The organism is Stenotrophomonas sp. TEPEL, assembly GCF_004348785.1.
GTDB lineage: Bacteria > Pseudomonadota > Gammaproteobacteria > Xanthomonadales > Xanthomonadaceae > Stenotrophomonas > Stenotrophomonas indicatrix.
In genome coordinates, this window is sequence record NZ_QQXJ01000001.1 from 3,020,171 (window position 1) to 3,038,763 (window position 18,593).

General features: G+C 66.2%; 17 protein-coding genes. 6 read left to right on the plus strand and 11 right to left on the minus strand.

Going from position 1 to position 18,593, the window contains the following annotated elements:
• Window positions 1-24 precede the first annotated feature (24 nt).
• Together TEP_RS13725 and TEP_RS13730 are read left to right on the plus strand one after the other, a co-directional pair.
• Window positions 25-993 (plus strand): hypothetical protein, encoded by a 969-nt coding sequence (locus TEP_RS13725; protein ID WP_132825639.1) that lies wholly within the window; start codon window positions 25-27, stop codon window positions 991-993.
• Window positions 990-1,694, plus strand: a complete 705-nt coding sequence (locus tag TEP_RS13730) for a hypothetical protein (RefSeq protein WP_132825640.1) — start codon at window positions 990-992, stop codon at window positions 1,692-1,694. Before TEP_RS13725 ends, TEP_RS13730 begins: the two co-directional genes overlap by 4 nt.
• 8 nt (window positions 1,695-1,702) lie before the next feature.
• Here the strand turns inward: TEP_RS13730 and TEP_RS13735 are convergent, their stop codons facing one another.
• From TEP_RS13735 to murJ, 7 genes are all read right to left on the minus strand, one after another.
• Complete coding sequence (locus tag TEP_RS13735; RefSeq protein WP_132825641.1) at window positions 1,703-2,368, minus strand: lysoplasmalogenase; 666 nt, start codon at window positions 2,366-2,368, stop codon at window positions 1,703-1,705.
• Window positions 2,365-4,248, minus strand: coding sequence for a M61 family metallopeptidase (locus TEP_RS13740; RefSeq protein WP_132825642.1), 1,884 nt, complete (start codon window positions 4,246-4,248; stop codon window positions 2,365-2,367). Before TEP_RS13740 ends, TEP_RS13735 begins: the two co-directional genes overlap by 4 nt.
• A 257-nt stretch (window positions 4,249-4,505) precedes the next feature.
• On the minus strand, window positions 4,506-5,456 hold the full coding sequence (ispH, locus tag TEP_RS13745) for a 4-hydroxy-3-methylbut-2-enyl diphosphate reductase (RefSeq protein WP_100435971.1): 951 nt from the start codon (window positions 5,454-5,456) through the stop codon (window positions 4,506-4,508).
• Between the two features lie 27 nt (window positions 5,457-5,483).
• Complete coding sequence (gene lspA, locus TEP_RS13750; RefSeq protein ID WP_032975973.1) at window positions 5,484-6,008, minus strand: signal peptidase II; 525 nt, start codon at window positions 6,006-6,008, stop codon at window positions 5,484-5,486.
• On the minus strand, window positions 6,008-8,839 hold the full coding sequence (gene ileS / locus TEP_RS13755) for an isoleucine--tRNA ligase (protein WP_132825643.1): 2,832 nt from the start codon (window positions 8,837-8,839) through the stop codon (window positions 6,008-6,010). The genes lspA and ileS overlap by 1 nt, the downstream gene beginning before the upstream one ends.
• Window positions 8,836-9,783 (minus strand): bifunctional riboflavin kinase/FAD synthetase, encoded by a 948-nt coding sequence (locus TEP_RS13760; RefSeq protein ID WP_132825644.1) that lies wholly within the window; start codon window positions 9,781-9,783, stop codon window positions 8,836-8,838. Before TEP_RS13760 ends, ileS begins: the two co-directional genes overlap by 4 nt.
• A 75-nt stretch (window positions 9,784-9,858) precedes the next feature.
• Window positions 9,859-11,463, minus strand: coding sequence for a murein biosynthesis integral membrane protein MurJ (murJ, locus tag TEP_RS13765; RefSeq protein WP_132826541.1), 1,605 nt, complete (start codon window positions 11,461-11,463; stop codon window positions 9,859-9,861).
• 116 nt (window positions 11,464-11,579) lie between these two features.
• Between murJ and rpsT the strand changes: the two genes are divergently transcribed.
• Window positions 11,580-11,849: a 30S ribosomal protein S20 gene (rpsT, locus tag TEP_RS13770; protein ID WP_025873851.1), complete on the plus strand. Its 270-nt coding sequence runs from the start codon at window positions 11,580-11,582 to the stop codon at window positions 11,847-11,849.
• Between the two features lie 203 nt (window positions 11,850-12,052).
• Here the strand turns inward: rpsT and obgE are convergent, their stop codons facing one another.
• Genes obgE through rplU form a run of 4 tightly spaced genes read right to left on the minus strand, consistent with a single transcriptional unit; the run spans window position 12,053 to window position 13,894 of the window.
• On the minus strand, window positions 12,053-13,108 hold the full coding sequence (obgE, locus tag TEP_RS13775; RefSeq protein ID WP_032975970.1) for a GTPase ObgE: 1,056 nt from the start codon (window positions 13,106-13,108) through the stop codon (window positions 12,053-12,055).
• The gene (locus TEP_RS19790) at window positions 13,105-13,242 is read right to left on the minus strand and encodes a hypothetical protein (RefSeq protein ID WP_165933929.1); all 138 of its coding nucleotides are present in this window, start codon (window positions 13,240-13,242) and stop codon (window positions 13,105-13,107) included. The genes obgE and TEP_RS19790 overlap by 4 nt, the downstream gene beginning before the upstream one ends.
• A gap of 59 nt (window positions 13,243-13,301) precedes the next feature.
• Window positions 13,302-13,565 (minus strand): 50S ribosomal protein L27, encoded by a 264-nt coding sequence (gene rpmA / locus TEP_RS13780; RefSeq protein ID WP_049467623.1) that lies wholly within the window; start codon window positions 13,563-13,565, stop codon window positions 13,302-13,304.
• Window positions 13,566-13,576: 11 nt separating this feature from the next.
• Window positions 13,577-13,894 carry a 50S ribosomal protein L21 gene (gene rplU / locus TEP_RS13785; protein WP_093817644.1) on the minus strand — a complete coding sequence of 106 codons (318 nt, stop codon included), beginning with the start codon at window positions 13,892-13,894 and terminating at the stop codon, window positions 13,577-13,579.
• 318 nt (window positions 13,895-14,212) lie between these two features.
• On the opposite strand from rplU, the gene uvrA reads away from it, so the two are divergent.
• The 3 genes from uvrA to TEP_RS13800 all read left to right on the plus strand — a co-directional run bounded on the left by uvrA (window position 14,213) and on the right by TEP_RS13800 (window position 18,421).
• Window positions 14,213-17,206 carry an excinuclease ABC subunit UvrA gene (gene uvrA / locus TEP_RS13790; protein ID WP_132825645.1) on the plus strand — a complete coding sequence of 998 codons (2,994 nt, stop codon included), beginning with the start codon at window positions 14,213-14,215 and terminating at the stop codon, window positions 17,204-17,206.
• Window positions 17,206-17,613: a thioesterase family protein gene (locus TEP_RS13795; protein ID WP_132825646.1), complete on the plus strand. Its 408-nt coding sequence runs from the start codon at window positions 17,206-17,208 to the stop codon at window positions 17,611-17,613. The genes uvrA and TEP_RS13795 overlap by 1 nt, the downstream gene beginning before the upstream one ends.
• Before the next feature lie 82 nt (window positions 17,614-17,695).
• Window positions 17,696-18,421: an enolase gene (locus TEP_RS13800; RefSeq protein ID WP_132825647.1), complete on the plus strand. Its 726-nt coding sequence runs from the start codon at window positions 17,696-17,698 to the stop codon at window positions 18,419-18,421.
• Window positions 18,422-18,593 lie beyond the last annotated feature (172 nt).

Below are 18,593 nucleotides of genomic sequence, written 5' to 3' on the forward strand. Positions count from 1 at the left end.
GTTCCACGGCGTCGAAGGCGAGTCATGAAAGCCTATCTCTGGTTCCTGGGCGCGCTCATGCTGTTCTTCGCGCTGCCCTTCCCCTGCCTGCTCTACTTCGGCACCAGCTGGCCGCTGGAAGCGGGCGACCGCAGCGCGCCCTGGCTGGCACTGGGCCTGCTGGCGACGTCGCTGACGCTGTGGCTGGTGCTGCTGTACGCCTTCCTGCATTACCTGCTGCTGGCGCCACCCCGTGCGTTGCAACGTGTGCGCGGCATCCTGGCCGACGGCACGCCACGCAGCGCACGCATCGAGCAGGCCGAACAGACCGGCGTGCAGGTGCGCGGCTTCGCGCAGTGGCGGCTGCAGCTGGCCTTCGACAATCTGTCCGGCACGCCGATCACCGAAACGCTGGTCGTGGTCGACAGCAAGCCACAGCTGCAGCGCTTCACCGTGGGCAGCCAAGTGGAGGTGCTGCTCAGCCGCACGCCGGGCTCCGCGCCCAACCTGATGCTGGCGGGATCGCAACCCGAGCTGGACCGCGCCAGCCTGTGGCGCCGCGCCATCGGCGGCCTGATCGGCATCGTCGTGGTCGCTGCCGCGTATGTCATGGCCTATCGCCTGCAGAGCAATGGAATGGGTTGGACGTTCCTGGGCTTCGGCCATCCGCTGCTGGTCTGCCCGCTGGTGCTGTGCGGCTACCTGATCGGCCTGCGTCTGCTGGCGCGCCTGCTGGCCGGCACCCTGCAGATCGACGCGCGCGGCGAAGCCCTCAAGTACCGTGGTATCGGCGCCGAAGCGCGGGTGCTCGACGTGCGCCAGACCGGCACCTACGTCAACGAACAACCGCAGGTCGAGTTCAAGCTGGAATATCTCGACCGCGAGGGCAACGTGCAGCACGCCAGCGTGCGCCGCTTCGTTGCGCTGCTCGAACTGGCCAACGTCCCTCGCGGGCAGGTCGACATCCTCTACGACCCGGATGATCGCCGCAGCGTGCGCATGGAGCACGCGTGAAGCGGCCCGTGTCCACGCCGCTGGTGTTCGCCGGGGTGGTGCTGGCCCTGGCCGGTGCCGCCACGGCGGGCGGCGCATTGCAGACCGTCAAAGCGACCCTGCGTGGCGCCGCATCGACCGTGCCTGCGGATGCGATGCAACAAGACCCATGGGAACAACCGTTGCGCACGGCGGCCATCGCAACGCCACGGGCGGCGCCCGAACCGATGCCGCTGCCAAGGCGCGCGCGGCCGAACCTGCTGCTCGACAGCGAGCGCCTGCAGGCTGCACGGCAGGCGCTGGAGGCGATGCCCGGACTGGCCGGCGAACGCCTGGTCGTTTTCCACAGCATCCACTTCCATGACGACGGCCGCATCGACATCGACCTGGTCGATCCACAGCAGCCGGGCCACGTGGATAGTTACCACTACCACCGTGGACAATGGCGCAAGGGCGATGCGGTGAACCCGCAGCAGTTCGCGCCGACCATCACCCTGCGCCGCAGCAGCACTGCACTGGCCAACATCGATTTCGATGCCGTTCCACGCGTGGCGCAGGCCCTGCAGGAACGGCGCAATGCACTGATGCGCACGCCCGCCGACGTCGGCCATGTGTATGTGGTGATCCGCAAGGGCGGCAAGCTGGTGTGGTTACCGGATGAAGTGGCCGGCGACCGCCAGACCGTGCGCCTGCGCTACGACGCCAAGGGCAACCTGCAGTAGAAAAAGGGCTATCTCACCGAGCGGGCGATGGCGTACTGCGCGGCGTAGTAGGTCGACAGCACCAGCAGGCTGGCCATCGGCAGGCCACCGCCGAAGCGATCCCACGCCAGCAATGAATCACTGGCCACGAACAGCAGTGCGCCAGCGGCAGCCCAACGCGCGCTGCCCGCTTCCAGTGCGTCGACGTGTGGCCGCTTCCAGTAGCGGGCCAGTGCCAGCACTGCCATCAGCGCCAGCACCACGACATAGGCCAGCACCGGAATACGCATCGGCAGCGGTAGATGCGGCCACAGGCCGGTGACGTTGATCGAAGCGAATGCGGCAAGCAGCACGAAGGCAGCGAGCAATCCGCGGCCCGCGCGCAGGCCGGCACGGAACGCGGCGATGTAGCACAGATGCGCCAGCAGGAAGGCAACCAGCCCGGGCACGAACGCGTCGATCGGCAGCATCAGCGCGATGTCGCCCAGGCAGGACAACAGCATGCCGGCCAGCACCGCGCGCCGATAGAATGCATCGGCCGCCGGCCGCGCCTGCCAGGCGATGGCGGCGATCAGCAGCGTGGTTGCCGGTTTCGCCAACCAGTGCAGCCAGCGCCCGTCGCCCTCCAGGTAGGTGCCGATGATGGCCAGCACGGCCATCACCAGGATCACCCCATCGCGCGTGCGCAGCTTCATCGCGCCTTCCACAGCTCTGCAAGGCGATCCGGGCGACCGGCGATGCGCTCCAGTACCGGATACTGCAGGCCGCCGTGGTAGTCGATCTTCATCGTGTCGATGCGGTCGAACTGCTTGACCAGCAGCGTGATCGGCGCCTTGTCAGTGGCGGCCGCAGCCACCGCATCCTTCAAGCGCTGGCTGCTGTATTCGCGGCCGCCAACGGCGATCACCTTCATGCCCGGTGCCAGGCCGGCATTGAACGCCGGGCTGTCCCAGACCACATCACCGACCACGCCACTGTCGAGCACCGTCGCTCCCAGCGAGTAGGCCAGCAGCGCTGCCTTCGCGCGCTTTTCCTGCGCCTTGTAGGCCTCGTTCGGCGCATCGCGGTAGACCAGCTTCCAGCCCGCCAGTTCCAGCCCGCCGGTCAGCGATCCGTGGCCGTCCAGGCGCTGGCGCAGGAAGCTCGCCCAGTCGTACGGCGCGATGTCGTTGAGGGTCGCCACTACGTCATCGAAGGTGTACGGATTGACGTCCCAGTCTCCGTTGCCGACGCCGAAGAAGGCGCGCGCGAAGTCATCCAGGCTGCGCCGGTTGCCGGTCAGCCCACGCAGCTTGCCCTCCACCTCCAGCCACAGCATCTGCCCGCCGGAGTAGTAGTCCTCGCTCATCTGGTAGTTGCGGTACGGCAGGGTGCGACGCTGGGCGATGGTCGGGTCGTTGGTGGTGTCCTGCAGCGGTCGCCAGGCCAGGCCCGGGCGGCCCCGATCATAGGTGGCGGCCACGTTGGCCAGCATGTCGCGCGCCTGCTCGCTGGACCACAGCCCCGAACGTGCGGCCAGCACCTGGCCCCAGAACTGGGTCTGCCCTTCGTACACCCACAACAGGCTGTCGCCCATCGGCGTATTGAAGTTGGCCGTGGCCAGGTCGGCACCGCGACGGTACTTGCCGTTCCACGAGTGGGTGTACTCATGCGGCAGCAGGTCGCGCATCCACGCGTTGCTGTCCCACTCGGTGAAGTAGCCCGGGTCGGCGCTGTTCTCGCTGGAACGATGGTGCTCCAGGCCGATGCCGCCGAGGCGATCGGTCAGCGCAAGCAGGAATTCGTAGTGGTCGTAGTGGCGCGCGCCGTACAGCTTGTCCGCCTGCTGCACCAGCGCACGGTGCGCCTTCAGCTGCGCGTCGGTCGGCTTCAGCGATTTGGCATCGTCGGCGAACACGTTCAGATGTACCGGCGCCTTCGCGCCCGGGTCGAGGTCGATGCGCTGGTGATGCTCACCGGCAAACAGCGGCGAATCGACCAGGTGGTCATAGGAAATCGGCTTGAACACCACGGTGTCGCCATCGCGGCGTGCGGTTTCCAGTGCGGTCGCGTAGGTCCAGCCCTTGGGCAGGGTCACGCTGGCCTGCGCCTGCAGGTTGCGCGCGTCCACGCCCGCCGGATACAGCGAATTGGCGTTCCACTGCAGGTTGAGCATTTCCGGGGTCATCACCACCCGGCCCTGGCTGCCGCCCTGCGAAGACAGGAAATCGAAGTGGGCGACGATCTCGCTCACGCCCGCCGGCACATCCACCTTGAACGCGTACACGTTGTACTGGTCGCGCTGCCAGGCCAGCGGCTTGCCGTTGGCAGTAACGCGCAGGCCGGCCAGCTTGTCGATCGGGCCGGTGGGCGAATGGTTGCCGGGAATCCACTGCGGGTACAGCAGGGTCAGCGGGCCGGGCTTGGCCGGCACGGTGGCGGTCACCTTGAAGATGCGCCGGGCCAGGTCGCGTGCATCGACGTCGATGCGCAGCAGGCCGGGGGCGGCGGCATCACCCGGTGGCGGAGTCTGCGCCAGCGCGGGCGTAGCCGCCAGCGCGAACAGCACGGACATCACCAGGGCACGGGTTTTCATCGGCAACTTCCAGCAGCGAAGGATTCCCCGATGCTAGGCCTGTGAGATGCCGAGCCCCATGGCCGAAGGTCATGGTCAGTGGCGCATCGACCAGATGCGGCAAAGCCTCATCGGAGCGTTGGCGAAGACTGACAGCATCCACGCATGGCGTGGACCTGCTGGAAAGCAGAGCAGTACCGCGTAGATCCACGCCATGCGTGGATGACGTACCGCCGACAGTGCGAACCAGGGTTCGCACCCACCAGCAGCGCTGCCGGTCAGTCGACCAGGCGCAGGCGCAGTTCCTTCGGCAGCGCGAACACCATCGATTCCGGCTCGCCTTCCAGCTCGCCCACGCCGCTCGCACCCAGCTCGGCCAGACGCGCCAGCACGCCATCGACCAGCACCTGCGGTGCCGACGCACCGGCAGTCACGCCGATATGCTGCTTGCCCACCACCCAGGCCGGGTCGATCTCGTGCGCACCGTCGATCAGGTAGCTTTCCACGCCTTCACGGCGAGCCAGCTCGCTCAGGCGGTTGGAATTGGAGCTGTTCGGTGAACCGACCACCAGCACCAGGTCGCAGCGCTTGGCCAGGTCGCGCACGGCGTCCTGGCGGTTCTGCGTGGCGTAGCAGATGTCGTCGTTCTTCGGCCCCTGCATCGCCGGGAAGCGCTCGCGCAGCGCATCGATGATGCCACGCGTGTCATCCACCGACAGCGTGGTCTGGGTGGTGTAGGCGAAGTTTTCCGGCTGGTTGATGTGCAACGTGGCCACCTGCTCCACATCCTCGACCAGGTAGATCTGGCCGGTGCCCGCTTCGCGGTTCCACTGCCCCATGGTGCCTTCCACTTCCGGGTGACCGGCGTGGCCGATCAGCACGACGTCACGGCCGGCACGGCAGTGGCGGGCGACTTCGAAGTGGACCTTGGTCACCAGCGGACAGGTGGCATCGAACACTTTCAGGCCACGCCGCTCGGCTTCCTGGCGCACGGCCTGGGACACGCCATGGGCGCTGAAGATGACGGTGTTGTTGTCCGGCACTTCGTCGAGTTCTTCGACGAAGATCGCGCCGCGCTGCTTGAGGTCATCGACCACGAAGCGGTTGTGCACCACTTCATGGCGGACATAGATGGGCGCGCCCAGCGTTTCGATCGCGCGCTTGACGATCTCGATCGCACGATCGACACCGGCACAGAAACCACGCGGGTTGGCGAGCAGCACATCCATCAGTTCAGTCTCCCGGCAGCGGCCGGCTTACGGTTTCGGGTTGGCATTATCCGCCTTTTTGGCGGACTTGCCGTCGAACAGGCCAAACAGGGCGATGCCTACGGCACCCACCACGATGGCCGAATCGGCGATGTTGAACGACGGCCAGACATGCTCGCCGACGTACCACTGGATGAAATCGACCACGTGGCCATGCACCTGGCGGTCGATCACGTTGCCGATCGCACCGCCGATGATCAGCGCGTACGGCACGGCGGCTTTCCAGTTGCCACGAGCGGTAGCGCGCAGCCACCAGGCCATCAGCCCGCTGATGGCGATCGCCAGCACGGTGAAGAAGTGCTTCTGCCAGCCGCCGGCATCGCTCAGGAAGCTGAACGCTGCACCGGTGTTGTAGGTGCGGTACCAGTTCCAGAAGCCGTCGATGACCACCACCGGCTGGAACTCCGGCAGGCTCGACAGCACCCAGGCCTTCGACCACTGGTCCAGGCCGATGATGACTGCCGACAGCAGCAGCCAGATCAGCGCATTGGGATGCGGGCGCGCGGCGGCCATCAGAACCAGCTCCGCACTTCGCCGGCACCGGCGACGTTGGTCACGCAGCGGCCGCACAGTTCCGGGTGGTCGGCACTGCTGCCGACGTCGGCACGGTGGTGCCAGCAGCGCACGCACTTGGACTTCTGCGTCGGCTGTGCGCTGACGAACACCTCATCGGTGGTCGCCGGGCGCACCTGCACGTCACCGCTGATGAACAGGAAGCGCAGTTCATCGGCCAGCGGCTGCCAGCGGGTCGCCTGCTCTTCGTTGGCGGCGATGGTGATCTCCGCTTCCAGCGCGGCGCCGATCGCACCATTGGCGCGCATCGGCTCCAGCACCTTGGCCACCTGCTCGCGCAGGGCCAGCAGCTGGTCGAAGTCGGCCGCGTTGAGCTGTGCGTCGGCCGGCAGCGGAGCCAGGCCCTCGTACCAGGTGGTGAACAGCACGTGGCCGGCACGGTCGCCCGGCAGATACCCCCACAGCTCATCGGCGGTGAAGGTCAGGATCGGCGCCACCCAGCGGGTGAACGCTTCGGCGATGTGGTACATCGCGCTCTGCGCCGAACGACGACCATCCGAATCGGTCGGCATCGTGTACAGGCGGTCCTTGGTCACGTCCAGGTACAGCGAGCCCAGGTCCACGCTGCAGAAGTTCAGCAGCAGCTGCACGATCTCGGCCATGTCGTAGTTGTCATACGCGGCCTTGATCTTCTCCTGCAGTTCCCAGGCGCGATGCACGATCCAGCGGTCCAGCGCGACCATCTCCTCGAGCGGGCGCAGGTGCTGGGCCGGATCGAAACCGTCCAGGTTGCCCAGCAGGAAGCGGGCGGTGTTGCGCAGGCGACGGTAGGCGTCGGCGGTGCGCTTGAGGATTTCCTGCGACAGCGACATCTCGTTGCTGTAGTCGGCCGAGGCGATCCACAGGCGCAGGATGTCCGCGCCCAGCTTGTTCATGATTTCCTGCGGCTCGATGCCGTTGCCCAGCGACTTGGACATCTTGCGGCCGTGCTCGTCCACGGTGAAACCGTGGGTGAGGCACTGCTTGTACGGCGCGCGCTTGTCGATGGCCACGCCGGTCAGCAGCGAGGACTGGAACCAGCCGCGATGCTGGTCCGAACCTTCCAGGTACAGGTCGGCCGGCTTGCCGAAGCCACGGGCAGCCAGCACGGCCTCATGGGTCACGCCCGAGTCGAACCAGACATCAAGGATGTCGGTGACCTTCTCGTAGTCGGCCGCTTCAGCGCCCAGCAGTTCGGCCGCGTCCAGCGAATACCACACGTCGATGCCTTCAGCCTGCACGCGGTCGGCCACCTGCTGCATCAGCTCCACCGAACGCGGGTGGATCTCGCCGGTCTGGCGATGGGTGAACAGTGCGATCGGCACGCCCCACGTGCGCTGGCGCGAGATGGTCCAGTCCGGGCGGCCGTCGACCATGCTCTGGATGCGCGCCTTGCCCCACGTCGGGAACCAGCCGACGGTATCGATGGCGGCCAGCGCATCGCTGCGCAGGTTGGCCTTTTCCATCGAGATGAACCATTGCGGGGTGGCGCGGAACACCACCGGCGTCTTGTGCCGCCAGCAGTGCGGGTAGCTGTGGCGGATCTCGACGAAGGCCAGCAGCGCGCCGCTGGCGCGCAGCACCTGCACGATCGCCTCCTGCGCCTTCCACAGGTGCTGGCCCGCCAGCACCACCTCGCCTGCCGGCGGGGTCGATTCCAGGTAGACGCCACGGCCATCAACCGGGGTCACCTGGCCGGCGTTGTACTTGTCCAGCAGGCCGTACTTCTGGCTGACCACGTAGTCTTCCTGGCCGTGGCCGGGGGCGGTATGCACCGCACCGGTACCGTCCTCGTCGGACACGTGTTCGCCGTTGAGCACGAGGATCTCGCGCTCGGGGTAGAACGGATGGATCAGCAGCTGGTTTTCCAGCGCCGAACCTTCGGCCTCACCGTGCAGCACCACCGCGTCCACGCCGTAGCGCTGCAGCGAGCGCTCGGCCAGTGCAGCGGCCAGCACCAGCCAACGGCGCTTGCCGTTGTGCGCCGGGCCTTCGGCCAGCACGTAGCGGATGTCCGCGCCCAGCGATACCGCCAGCGAGGCCGGCAGCGTCCACGGGGTGGTGGTCCAGATCGGCACGGCCACTTCCACGTCGGCCGGCAGGCTGACGCCGAACGCCTGTGCCACGGCCTGCGCATCGCGCGCGGTGTAGGCCACGTCGATCGCCGGCGAAGTCTTTTCCTGGTATTCGATCTCGGCCTCGGCCAGCGCCGAACCGCAATCGAAGCACCAGTACACCGGCTTGGCGCCGCGCAGCAGGTGGCCGTTGGCGATGACCTTGGACAGCGCGCGGATCTCGTTGGCCTCGAAATCGAAGCTCAGGGTCTTGTACGGGTTGTCCCAGTCGCCGGTGACGCCCAGGCGCTTGAAGTCGGCGCGCTGGATGTCGATCTGCTCCTCGGCGAACTCGCGGCACTTCTGCCGGAACGCGACCGCATCGAGCTTGACCCCGACCTTGCCCCACTTCTTTTCCACCGCGATTTCGATCGGCAGGCCATGGCAGTCCCAGCCCGGCACATAGGGCGCATCGAAGCCGGCCAGGTAGCGCGACTTGACGATGATGTCCTTGAGGATCTTGTTGACCGCATGGCCCAGGTGGATGCGCGCATTGGCATACGGCGGGCCGTCATGCAGCACGAACAGCGGGCGGCCGGCGGCGTTGTCGCGCAGCTGCTGGTAGAGCCCCTGCTCTTCCCAGCGCGCCAGAATGCCCGGCTCGCGCTTGGGCAGGTCGCCGCGCATCGGGAATTCGGTGGCCGGCAGGTTGAGGGTGGTCTTGTAGTCCTGGCTCACGCAGTGGCTCGCAATCTATGTTCGGAAAGGATGGCACGCGCCTGGTCGGCGTCGCGGTGCATCTGGTCGGTCAGCGCCGCCAGATCGTTGAATTTCTCTTCGTCACGCAGTTTGGCAACGAATTCGACTTCGATGTGGCGCCCGTACAGGTCGCCCTGGAAATCGAACAGGTGCGCTTCCAGCAGCGGTTCCACGCCATCCACCGTCGGCCGCGTGCCGAAGCTGGAGACCGACGGCCAGGGCTGGTCGAACACACCGTGCACCCAGGTCGCGTAGATGCCCGACAGCGCCGGCGTCTTCGGGAAACGCAGATTGGCGGTGGGGAAGCCCAGCGTACGGCCGAGCTGGCGTCCGCGCACCACCCGCCCGCTGATCGAGTACGGGCGACCGAGCAGGTCGCCGACGCGGGCGAAGTCGCCTTCCTGCAGCAGCTGGCGGATACGGGTGCTGGAGATGCGGTCACCATGCAGGTCGACCGCTTCGATCTCGCCGGCACTGAAACCCAGCTCGGCACCCAGCGCCTGCAGCAGGGCCAGATCGCCACGGCGACGGTTGCCGAAACAGAACTCCGGCCCGATCCAGACCTCGCGGGCATTCAGGCGCTGCGCCAGCAGCTGGCGCACGAAGGTTTCAGCGGGCATCGCCGCCATCGCCGCGTCGAAGCGCAGCAGGCCGATCGCATCAACGCCCAGTTCGTGCAGGATCTCGACCTTGCTGCGTGCCAGGGTCAACCGCGGCGGCGGCGTACCCTGGGCGAAGAACTCACGCGGCAAGGGCTCGAAGGCCACCGCCACCGCAGCCACACCCAAGGCGCGCGCGCGCGCGACCGCGTGCCGCACCAGTGCACGATGACCCAGGTGGAGGCCGTCGAATGCACCGATGCAGACCACGCTTCCGTTGGGGAACAGCTCCCCGCCCTCGACGCTTCTGAACAGCCTGCTCATCAACTCCCGTTCCGGCCGGCCGAAGCCCGCCCCTTCAATGGTGTAACCCTGAAGTATAGCCGCCGGGAGCCACGATCAATGGCCACGCAGGTCGCGCGGACGGAAGCCCATCGCCACCATCGCCAGCAGGTAGGTCAGCCCGCCACCGCCGACCAGCAGGCCGAGCGCGCCGATCCGTTCCCACACGCCCATCGACGAGAAGCCCGGCAGCCAGTACAGCAGGGCCAGCAGCACGCCGACCATCGCCGCGCACGCCAGCAGCAGGCGCAGCAGGTAGCCGCCCCAGCCCGGCCGCCGCTGATAGACATCGGTCTTGCCCAGCCAGTACCAGAGCAGCCCCAGGTTCAGGTAACTGGACAACGCGCTGGCAATGCCCAGCGCCAGATGCAGGCCGGGTTGCTTGCCTATGGCGGCCATCACCCCCTGCGCTTTCAGCTCATCGGGCACCATCACCTGGTACAGCACCGCCAGCAGGGCGAAGTTGAACACCATGTTGGCCACCAGTGCGGCAACGCCGGCACGCACCGGTGTCCTGGTGTCCTGGCGCGCGTAGAACGCGGGCAGCACTACCTTCAGCAGCGCGAACGCCGGCAGGCCGAAGCTCAGGCCGTACACCGACAGCGCCGTCATGCGGGTGTCGAAGGCGGTGAACTGGCCGTGCTGGAAGATCGTGGAGATCAGCGGTTCGGCCAGCAGCAACAGGCCCAGCATGGCCGGCACCGAGATCAGCAGGGTCATGCGCAGGCCCCAGTCCAGCGAGCGCGAGAAGCCTTCGCGATCGGTGCTGACATGGTGCCGGGCCAGCGCCGGCAGGATCACCGTGCCCAGGGCCACGCCGAACACGCCCAGCGGCAGTTCCAGGAAGCGATCGGCCAGCGACAGCCAGGACTGCGAACCGTCGGTCAGCTTGGCGGCGATGACGGTGTCCAACAGCAGGTTGATCTGCGCCACCGACGAGCCGAACAGGGTCGGCACCATCAGCGTCATCACCTTGCGCACGCCCGGATGGTTCCAGCCCCAGCGCGGCAGGGTCAGCAGGTCGATGCCCTTCAACGAAGGCAGCTGGAACAGCAGCTGCAGCAGGCCGGCGGCGAGTACCGCCCAGCCCAGGGCGAGGATCTGCTTTTCCGGGGTGCCACCCAGCCGCGGCGCCAGCCACAGTGCGCCGGCGATCATGCACAGGTTGAGGATGACCGGGGTCAGCGCCGGCATCGCGAAGCGCTGGAAACTGTTCAACGCACCGCCGGCCAGGGCGGTCAGCGAGACGAACAGCAGGAACGGGAAGGTCAGGCGGAACAGATCGACCAGCAGGCCCTGCTTGGCCGGGTCGGTGTCCACCCCACTGGAGAAGACCGAGGCCAGCTGCGGGGCGAAGATCAGCGCCAGCGCAGTGACCAGCATCAGCACGCCGCCCAGGGTGCCGGCGGTGCGGGCCATCAGTTCACGCAGCTCGGCGTGGCTGCGGGTTTCCTTCACCTCGGTGAACACCGGCACGAAGGCGGTGGCAAAGGAGCCCTCGGCGAACAGCCGGCGCAGGAAATTGGGTATCCTGAAGGCGACCCAGAAGGCATCGGTGATGGCGTTGGTGCCGAAGGTCGAGGTCACCACCTGGTCCCGGACCAGGCCGAGAACCCGCGAGACCATGGTCATGCTGCTGAACGACAGCAGGCCCCGCAACATCTTGGGTGAACTCACTCAACGTCCCTCTTGACAATCGACTTGACGTACATTTCTTACGCCATCATACTAGCTAGCTTGCTGTTCCCATAACACCGATTTTTCAGGAAACCACCACCGTGGCCAATATCAAGTCCGCCAAGAAGCGCGCCAAGCAGACCGTCGTGCGCAACGCGCGCAACGTGGCTCAGCGCTCGATGCTGCGCACCGCTGTCAAGAAAGTGATCAAGGCGCTGGACGCCAACGATGCCGCCGGCGCTCAAGCCGCCTTCGCCGTTGCCCAGCCGATCCTGGATCGTTTCAGCGCGCGTGGCCTGATCCACAAGAACAAGGCTGCTCGCCACAAGAGCCGCCTGAACGACCGCATCAAGGCCCTCCAGGCCGCCTGATCCGGTTGGTTGCTGGAGCCCCGGCTCCGGCAGCACGCAAAAGCCCGGCCTCGGCCGGGTTTTTTGTTGCCTGCAATCTTGCGATGCCCGGGGTCAGATCCTTTTCCTGTGGGAAAGGGATCTGACCCCCATTCGGCGACCGCATTCGGCCGCCAACAAAAAACCCGGCCGANGCCGGGTTTTTCGCGGGAACCACAACGGCATTACTGCGCGTTGCGTGCCGCCTCGAGCTCGTCTTCCTTCTGGCGATCGAAGAACGCCATGATCCGGCTCATGATCGGGAAGGTGCCTTCGCGACCCAGCGCGGACACCAGGAACCACGGCTCCTTCCAGCCCAGCTCGGCGACGATCTTCTCGGCAGCAGCCTTGGCCTCGTCCTCGAACATCAGGTCGGCCTTGTTCAGCACCAGCCAGCGCGGCTTGGCCAGCAGCTCCGGATCGTGCTTTTCCAGTTCGCGCTCGATGGCACGCACCTGCTCGACCGGCGACACACCTTCCACACCACCTTCCATCGGCGAAATGTCGACAAGATGCAGCAGCAGGCGGGTGCGCTGCAGGTGGCGCAGGAACTGCGCGCCCAGGCCGGCACCGTCGGCAGCACCTTCGATCAGGCCCGGGATATCGGCGATCACGAAGCTGCGGTAGTTCTCCACCTTCACCACACCCAGGTTCGGGTACAGCGTGGTGAACGGGTAATCGGCCACCTTCGGCGTCGCCGCCGAAACGGCGCGGATCAGGGTGCTCTTGCCGGCATTGGGGAAGCCCAGCAGGCCGACATCGGCCAGCAGCTTCAACTCCAGTTTCAGCGTGCGCTCCTCACCCGGCTCACCCGGCAGCGCCTGGCGCGGCGAGCGGTTGGTGGAGCTCTTGAAATGCATGTTGCCCAGGCCGCCGCGGCCGCCCTTGGCCACCAGCAGGCGATCACCATGCTGGGTCAGGTCGCCGATGATTTCATCGGTGGCCACGTTGATGATCACGGTGCCGACCGGCACGGTGATGACCAGATCTTCGCCACCCTTGCCATAGGCCTGGCGGCCCATGCCGTTCTCGCCACGCTGCGCCTTGAAAATGCGGTCATGGCGGAAGTCGACCAGGGTGTTGAGGTTTTCGTCGGCGCGGATCCACACGCTGCCGCCCGCACCGCCGTCGCCGCCGTCCGGGCCGCCGAGCGGAATGAACTTCTCGCGACGGAAGCCAATGCAGCCGTTGCCGCCGTTGCCGGCGAACACTTCGATTTCTGCTTCGTCTACCAGTTTCATTGTTTCGATGCCTGCGATGGGCGCGGCATGCACGCCGCCACCTTGATGTAGTGCCGGCCATCGGCCGACAACCGGGCGATGCCCGTTTTACCATTGATTCCAACGAAAAGCCCCGCCGAAGCGGGGCTCTTCATGCAGCGATCTCTTCATCCAGCACGGCCATGCCGAGGCATGGGCGCCGGACGCAGCCTTATCAGGCTTCGACCGAGACGACGCTGACGGTGCGACGCTTCTTCGGGCCCTTCACCGAGAACTCCACCTTGCCGTCCGTCAGGGCGAACAGGGTGTGGTCACGGCCGAGGCCGACGCCGGTACCCGGGTGGAACTGGGTGCCGCGCTGACGCACGATGATGTTGCCTGCTTCGATGGCCTGGCCGCCGAAGATCTTGACGCCGAGGTACTTCGGGTTGGAGTCGCGACCGTTGCGCGAAGAGCCTACGCCTTTTTTATGTGCCATGACCTATCTCCTTACTTGCTGCCACCGGCAATGCCGGTGATCTCGATTTCGGTGTAGTACTGACGGTGACCCTGGCGCTTCATGTGGTGCTTGCGGCGACGGAACTTGATGATCCGGACCTTGTCGGCACGACCCTGGGACAGGACGGTGGCGGTGACCGCAGCGCCGCTCAGGGCGTCGCCGATCTTGATGCCATCGCTGTCGCCGAGCAGCAGGATGTTGTCGAACTTGATCTCGCTGCCGACGTCGGCTTCGAGCTTTTCAATGCGGAGCTTTTCGCCCTGCGCCACGCGGTATTGCTTACCGCCGGTGACCAGTACTGCGTACATGACCAGACTTCCTCTGTAGTTATTGTGGTCTATGGACTGTCGCCATCGAGGGCGGACAGGAGCGGAATTGTACGTGGACCACCGGGCGCGGGTCAAGTCAACCCCTGAACGGCCCTGGAGGCCGGGCCGGAACGGGTCAGATCCCTTTTCACACGGTGAAAAGGGATCTGACCCCTGCCTGACGGGCGGTCTCACCGGGTGAGACACCGGGCTGGCATTGTCGCCCATTGCCCCCATCTGGTCACCTCGGTAGGCTGACCGATTGCCGCCCTATCGCTGGCCCGGCGGCCCAGCCACGCCCCCACAACCGGATTCCCCATGGCGATGGATTTCATCCGCATCCGCGGCGCGCGGACGCACAACCTCAAGAACATCGACCTCGACCTGCCCCGCGACAAACTGATCGTGATCACCGGCCTGTCCGGCTCGGGCAAGTCGTCGCTGGCGTTCGACACCATCTATGCCGAGGGTCAGCGGCGTTACGTCGAGTCCCTGTCGGCGTACGCGCGGCAGTTCCTGAGCGTGATGGAAAAGCCGGACCTGGACCACATCGAAGGCCTGTCGCCGGCGATCTCGATCGAGCAGAAGTCGACCTCGCACAACCCGCGCTCGACGGTCGGCACCATCACCGAGATCTACGACTACCTGCGCCTGCTGTATGCACGCGTTGGCACGCCGCGTTGCCCCGACCACGGCTATCCGCTGGAGGCGCAGACGGTCAGCCAGATGGTCGACCATATGCTGACGCTGGACCCGGAACAGCGCTACATGCTGCTGGCACCGGTGATCCGCGACCGCAAGGGCGAGCACGCCCAGGTGTTCGACCAGCTGCGCGCGCAGGGCTTCGTACGTGTACGCGTGGATGGCGAACTGTACGAGATCGATGCGGTGCCGCCGCTGGCGCTGCGCCAGAAGCACACCATCGAAGCGGTGATCGATCGCTTCCGCCCGCGCGAAGACATCAAGCAGCGCCTGGCCGAGAGCTTCGAAACCGCCCTGAAGCTGGGTGATGGCATGGCGTCGGTGCAGTCGCTGGACGATGCCGCTGCAACCCCTACCCTGTTCTCGTCCAAGTATTCGTGCCCGGTCTGCGACTACTCGCTGCCGGAACTGGAGCCGCGCCTGTTCTCGTTCAACGCACCGATGGGCGCCTGCCCCGGCTGCGATGGGCTGGGCATGGCCGAGTTCTTCGATCCCTCGCGCGTGGTGGTGCATCCGGAGCTGTCGCTGGCGGCCGGTGCCGTGCGTGGCTGGGATCGCCGCAACGCCTATTACTTCCAGCTGATCGCCTCACTGGCCAAGCACTACAGGTTCGACGTCGACGCGGCGTGGAACTCGCTACCGGCCAAGGTGCAGCAGGCCGTGCTGTACGGCAGCGGCGAGGACGCGATCACCTTCACCTACTTCACCGAGGCCGGTGGCCGCACCCAGCGCAAGCACCGCTTCGAAGGCATCATTCCCAACCTGGAACGCCGCTACAAGGAAACCGAGTCGGCGGCGGTGCAGGAAGAACTGGGCAAGTACATCAGCGAGCATGCCTGCCCCGAGTGCAATGGCGCACGCCTGAACAAGGCCGCGCGCAACGTGTTCGTGGCCGACCGCCCGCTGCCGGAACTGGTGGTGCTGCCGATCGACGAAGCGCTGAAGTTCTTCAGCAGTCTGAGCCTGCCGGGCTGGCGTGGCGAGATCGCCGCGAAGATCGTCAAGGAGATCGGTGAACGCCTCGGCTTCCTGGTTGACGTCGGCCTGGATTACCTGACCCTGGAGCGCAAGGCCGACACCCTGTCCGGTGGCGAAGCCCAGCGCATCCGCCTGGCCAGCCAGATCGGCGCCGGCCTGGTCGGGGTGATGTACGTGCTCGACGAGCCCTCCATCGGCCTGCACCAGCGCGACAACGAGCGCCTGCTCGGCACCCTCACCCGCCTGCGCGACCTTGGCAACACGGTGATCGTGGTCGAGCATGACGAAGATGCGATCCGCCTGGCCGACTACGTACTGGACATCGGTCCGGGCGCGGGCGTGCATGGCGGTGAGATCGTCGGCCAGGGCAGCCTGCAGGACATCCTGGATGCGCCGCGCTCGTTGACCGGCCAGTACCTGTCGGGCAAGCGTGCGATCGAGATCCCGGCGCGCCGGCACAAGCCGAACCCGAAGATGACGCTGCACCTGCGTGGCGCCACCGGCAACAACCTGAAAGGCGTGGACCTGGCCATTCCGGCCGGGCTGCTGACCTGCGTGACCGGCGTGTCCGGCTCGGGCAAGTCGACCCTGATCAACGACACCCTGTTCTCGCTGGCCGCCAACGAGATCAACGGCGCCTCGCACCCGATCGCGCCGTACAAGGAGATCGACGGCCTGGAGCTGTTCGACAAGGTGGTGGACATCGACCAGTCGCCGATCGGCCGCACCCCGCGCTCGAATCCGGCCACCTACACCGGCCTGTTCACTCCGCTGCGCGAACTGTTCGCACAGGTGCCCGAAGCGCGCGCGCGCGGCTATTCGCCGGGCCGTTTCAGCTTCAACGTGCGTGGCGGCCGCTGCGAGGCGTGCCAGGGCGACGGCCTGATCAAGGTCGAGATGCACTTCCTGCCCGACGTGTACGTGCCCTGCGACGTCTGCCATGGCAAGCGCTACAACCGCGAAACGCTGGAGATCCTGTACAAGGGCTTCAACATCAACGACGTGCTGGAAATGACCGTCGAAGATGCGCTGAAGCTGTTCGAACCGGTCCCGTCCATCGCCCGCAAGCTGGAGACCCTGGTCGATGTCGGCCTGAGCTACATCAAGCTGGGGCAGAGCGCGACCACGCTGTCCGGTGGTGAAGCGCAGCGCGTGAAGCTGTCCAAGGAACTGTCGCGCCGCGATACCGGCCGCACCCTGTACATCCTCGACGAGCCGACCACCGGCCTGCACTTCCACGACATCGAGGCGCTGCTCGGCGTGCTGCACAAGCTGCGCGACGAGGGCAACACGGTGGTGGTGATCGAGCACAACCTGGACGTCATCAAGACCGCGGACTGGATCGTCGACCTGGGTCCGGAAGGCGGTCATCGCGGTGGCACCATCCTGGTGACCGGCACGCCGGAAGACGTGGCCGCATGCCCGGCTTCGTACACCGGCCAGTTCCTCGCACGGATGCTGCCGTCCACCAGCGCGCGGCCTGACCAGCCCGCCGCCGTGGCCAACAAGCCCGATGCGCGCCCACCGCGCAAGGTCAAGCCGGAAAAGCCGGCAAAGAAGGCGGCTGCCGCCAAGAGCACCGGCAAGGCCAGCAAGACCGCCACGGCCGGCACCAAGAAGAAGGACGCCTGATGAGCAGCGAACACAAGATCCTGGCCCGCATTCCGATCAGCGTGCGCTGGCGTGACATGGACAGCATGGGCCACGTCAACAACGCCAAGTACATCTCCTACCTGGAAGAGGCGCGCGTGCGCTGGATGCTGGGCGTGGAAGGCGTGTCGATGACCGACCGCATCGCGCCGGTAGTGGCTGCCACCAACGTCAACTACCGGTTGCCGATCGTGTGGCCCAACGACATCCTGGTCGAGCTGTTCGTCGAACGCCTGGGCAACAGCAGCGTGACCATCGGCCATCGCATCGTCGACCAGCAGGACGAGTCGAGGCTGTATTCGGACGGCAACGTGGTGGTGGTGTGGATGGACACGCAGACCGGCAAGAGCGCGCCGCTGCCGGACGCGATCCGCAGCGCGTCGAGCTGACACGTCTGGTAGATGCCGACCTTGGTCGGCACCGGCCCGCCGGGCATTGCCCGGCGCTACCGTTCCACATCAAAGGACTGACATGATCCACCAGACCGAACTGCGCGACCTGCTGCCCGGCATGGTCCCCTTCGCCGCCGACGTGTTCCCGGATGACCAGGCTTGGCTCAGCCAGCACCTGTTGCCGCTGCTGAAGATCGACCTCGGCGTGCTGCGCCCGGAACTGGCCGGCCAGGCCGCGACCCTGCTGTGTCCGATCGAGCCCTATGAAGGCTGCATCGGTGAAACCACCGAAGAACACCACAACGCGTTCACCGGCACCAACTGGATCGCCTTTGAACTGACCAGCGACAACCGCATGCGCTTCCTCGGTGAGGAGGGCTACTTCATCGGCGACCAGGTGCAGGACAAGCACGCGCTGAAGCACATCACCGAGATGCGCGGGAGCTACAGCAAGGCACGCGCGTACTTCCAGCAGCACGGACGCCTGGCCAGCTATTCGCGCTATGGCGACGGCGAGCCCGGCGAGCAGGCCTGGCTGGATACCCTGGGCGGCGCGATTTCGTACGGAAACTGGACGGAAACTGCAGAGATCCCGGCAGCATTCGAGATCTCGATCCTGCCTCCAATGCACGATCGAGATCGCACGGCAGACATGGAAGATGTGACCATCACACGTGATGGCAATAAATTCTTCGCCGTTGCCGAAGTGGCCGGCTACAACTGGTGCGCAACCGGTGCCGATGCGATCGTGATGCTGTACGAGCCTGAAAGCCGCACGGTGCTGTTCTCGTACGACTGGTCGTAAGCCCCACCGCGTTGCGCGCTCGCTGGGCATGGCCCGGCGCTACCGATTAAGCCCCACCGCGCTGCGCGCTCGCCGGGCATGGCCCGGCGCTACCGATTAAGCCCCACCGCGCTGCGCGCTCGCCGGGCATGGCCCGGCGCTACGGGCGTCGATTCGGCAGTGATGCCTGGGT

Excerpts from the sequence above, each read along its gene's own strand:
- rpmA (WP_049467623.1), bottom strand. The coding sequence starts at position 13,565 with ATGGCACATAAAAAAGGCGTAGGCTCTTCGCGCAACGGTCGCGACTCC.
- lspA (WP_032975973.1), bottom strand. The coding sequence starts at position 6,008 with ATGGCCGCCGCGCGCCCGCATCCCAATGCGCTGATCTGGCTGCTGCTG.
- ispH (WP_100435971.1), bottom strand. The coding sequence starts at position 5,456 with ATGGATGTGCTGCTCGCCAACCCGCGTGGTTTCTGTGCCGGTGTCGAT.
- TEP_RS13740 (WP_132825642.1), bottom strand. The coding sequence starts at position 4,248 with ATGAAAACCCGTGCCCTGGTGATGTCCGTGCTGTTCGCGCTGGCGGCT.
- murJ (WP_132826541.1), bottom strand. The coding sequence starts at position 11,463 with ATGTTGCGGGGCCTGCTGTCGTTCAGCAGCATGACCATGGTCTCGCGG.
- uvrA (WP_132825645.1), top strand. The coding sequence starts at position 14,213 with ATGGCGATGGATTTCATCCGCATCCGCGGCGCGCGGACGCACAACCTC.
- obgE (WP_032975970.1), bottom strand. The coding sequence starts at position 13,108 with ATGAAACTGGTAGACGAAGCAGAAATCGAAGTGTTCGCCGGCAACGGC.
- TEP_RS13725 (WP_132825639.1), top strand. The coding sequence starts at position 25 with ATGAAAGCCTATCTCTGGTTCCTGGGCGCGCTCATGCTGTTCTTCGCG.
- TEP_RS13800 (WP_132825647.1), top strand. The coding sequence starts at position 17,696 with ATGATCCACCAGACCGAACTGCGCGACCTGCTGCCCGGCATGGTCCCC.
- rplU (WP_093817644.1), bottom strand. The coding sequence starts at position 13,894 with ATGTACGCAGTACTGGTCACCGGCGGTAAGCAATACCGCGTGGCGCAG.
- TEP_RS19790 (WP_165933929.1), bottom strand. The coding sequence starts at position 13,242 with ATGAAGAGCCCCGCTTCGGCGGGGCTTTTCGTTGGAATCAATGGTAAA.
- TEP_RS13760 (WP_132825644.1), bottom strand. The coding sequence starts at position 9,783 with ATGAGCAGGCTGTTCAGAAGCGTCGAGGGCGGGGAGCTGTTCCCCAAC.
- TEP_RS13795 (WP_132825646.1), top strand. The coding sequence starts at position 17,206 with ATGAGCAGCGAACACAAGATCCTGGCCCGCATTCCGATCAGCGTGCGC.
- TEP_RS13735 (WP_132825641.1), bottom strand. The coding sequence starts at position 2,368 with ATGAAGCTGCGCACGCGCGATGGGGTGATCCTGGTGATGGCCGTGCTG.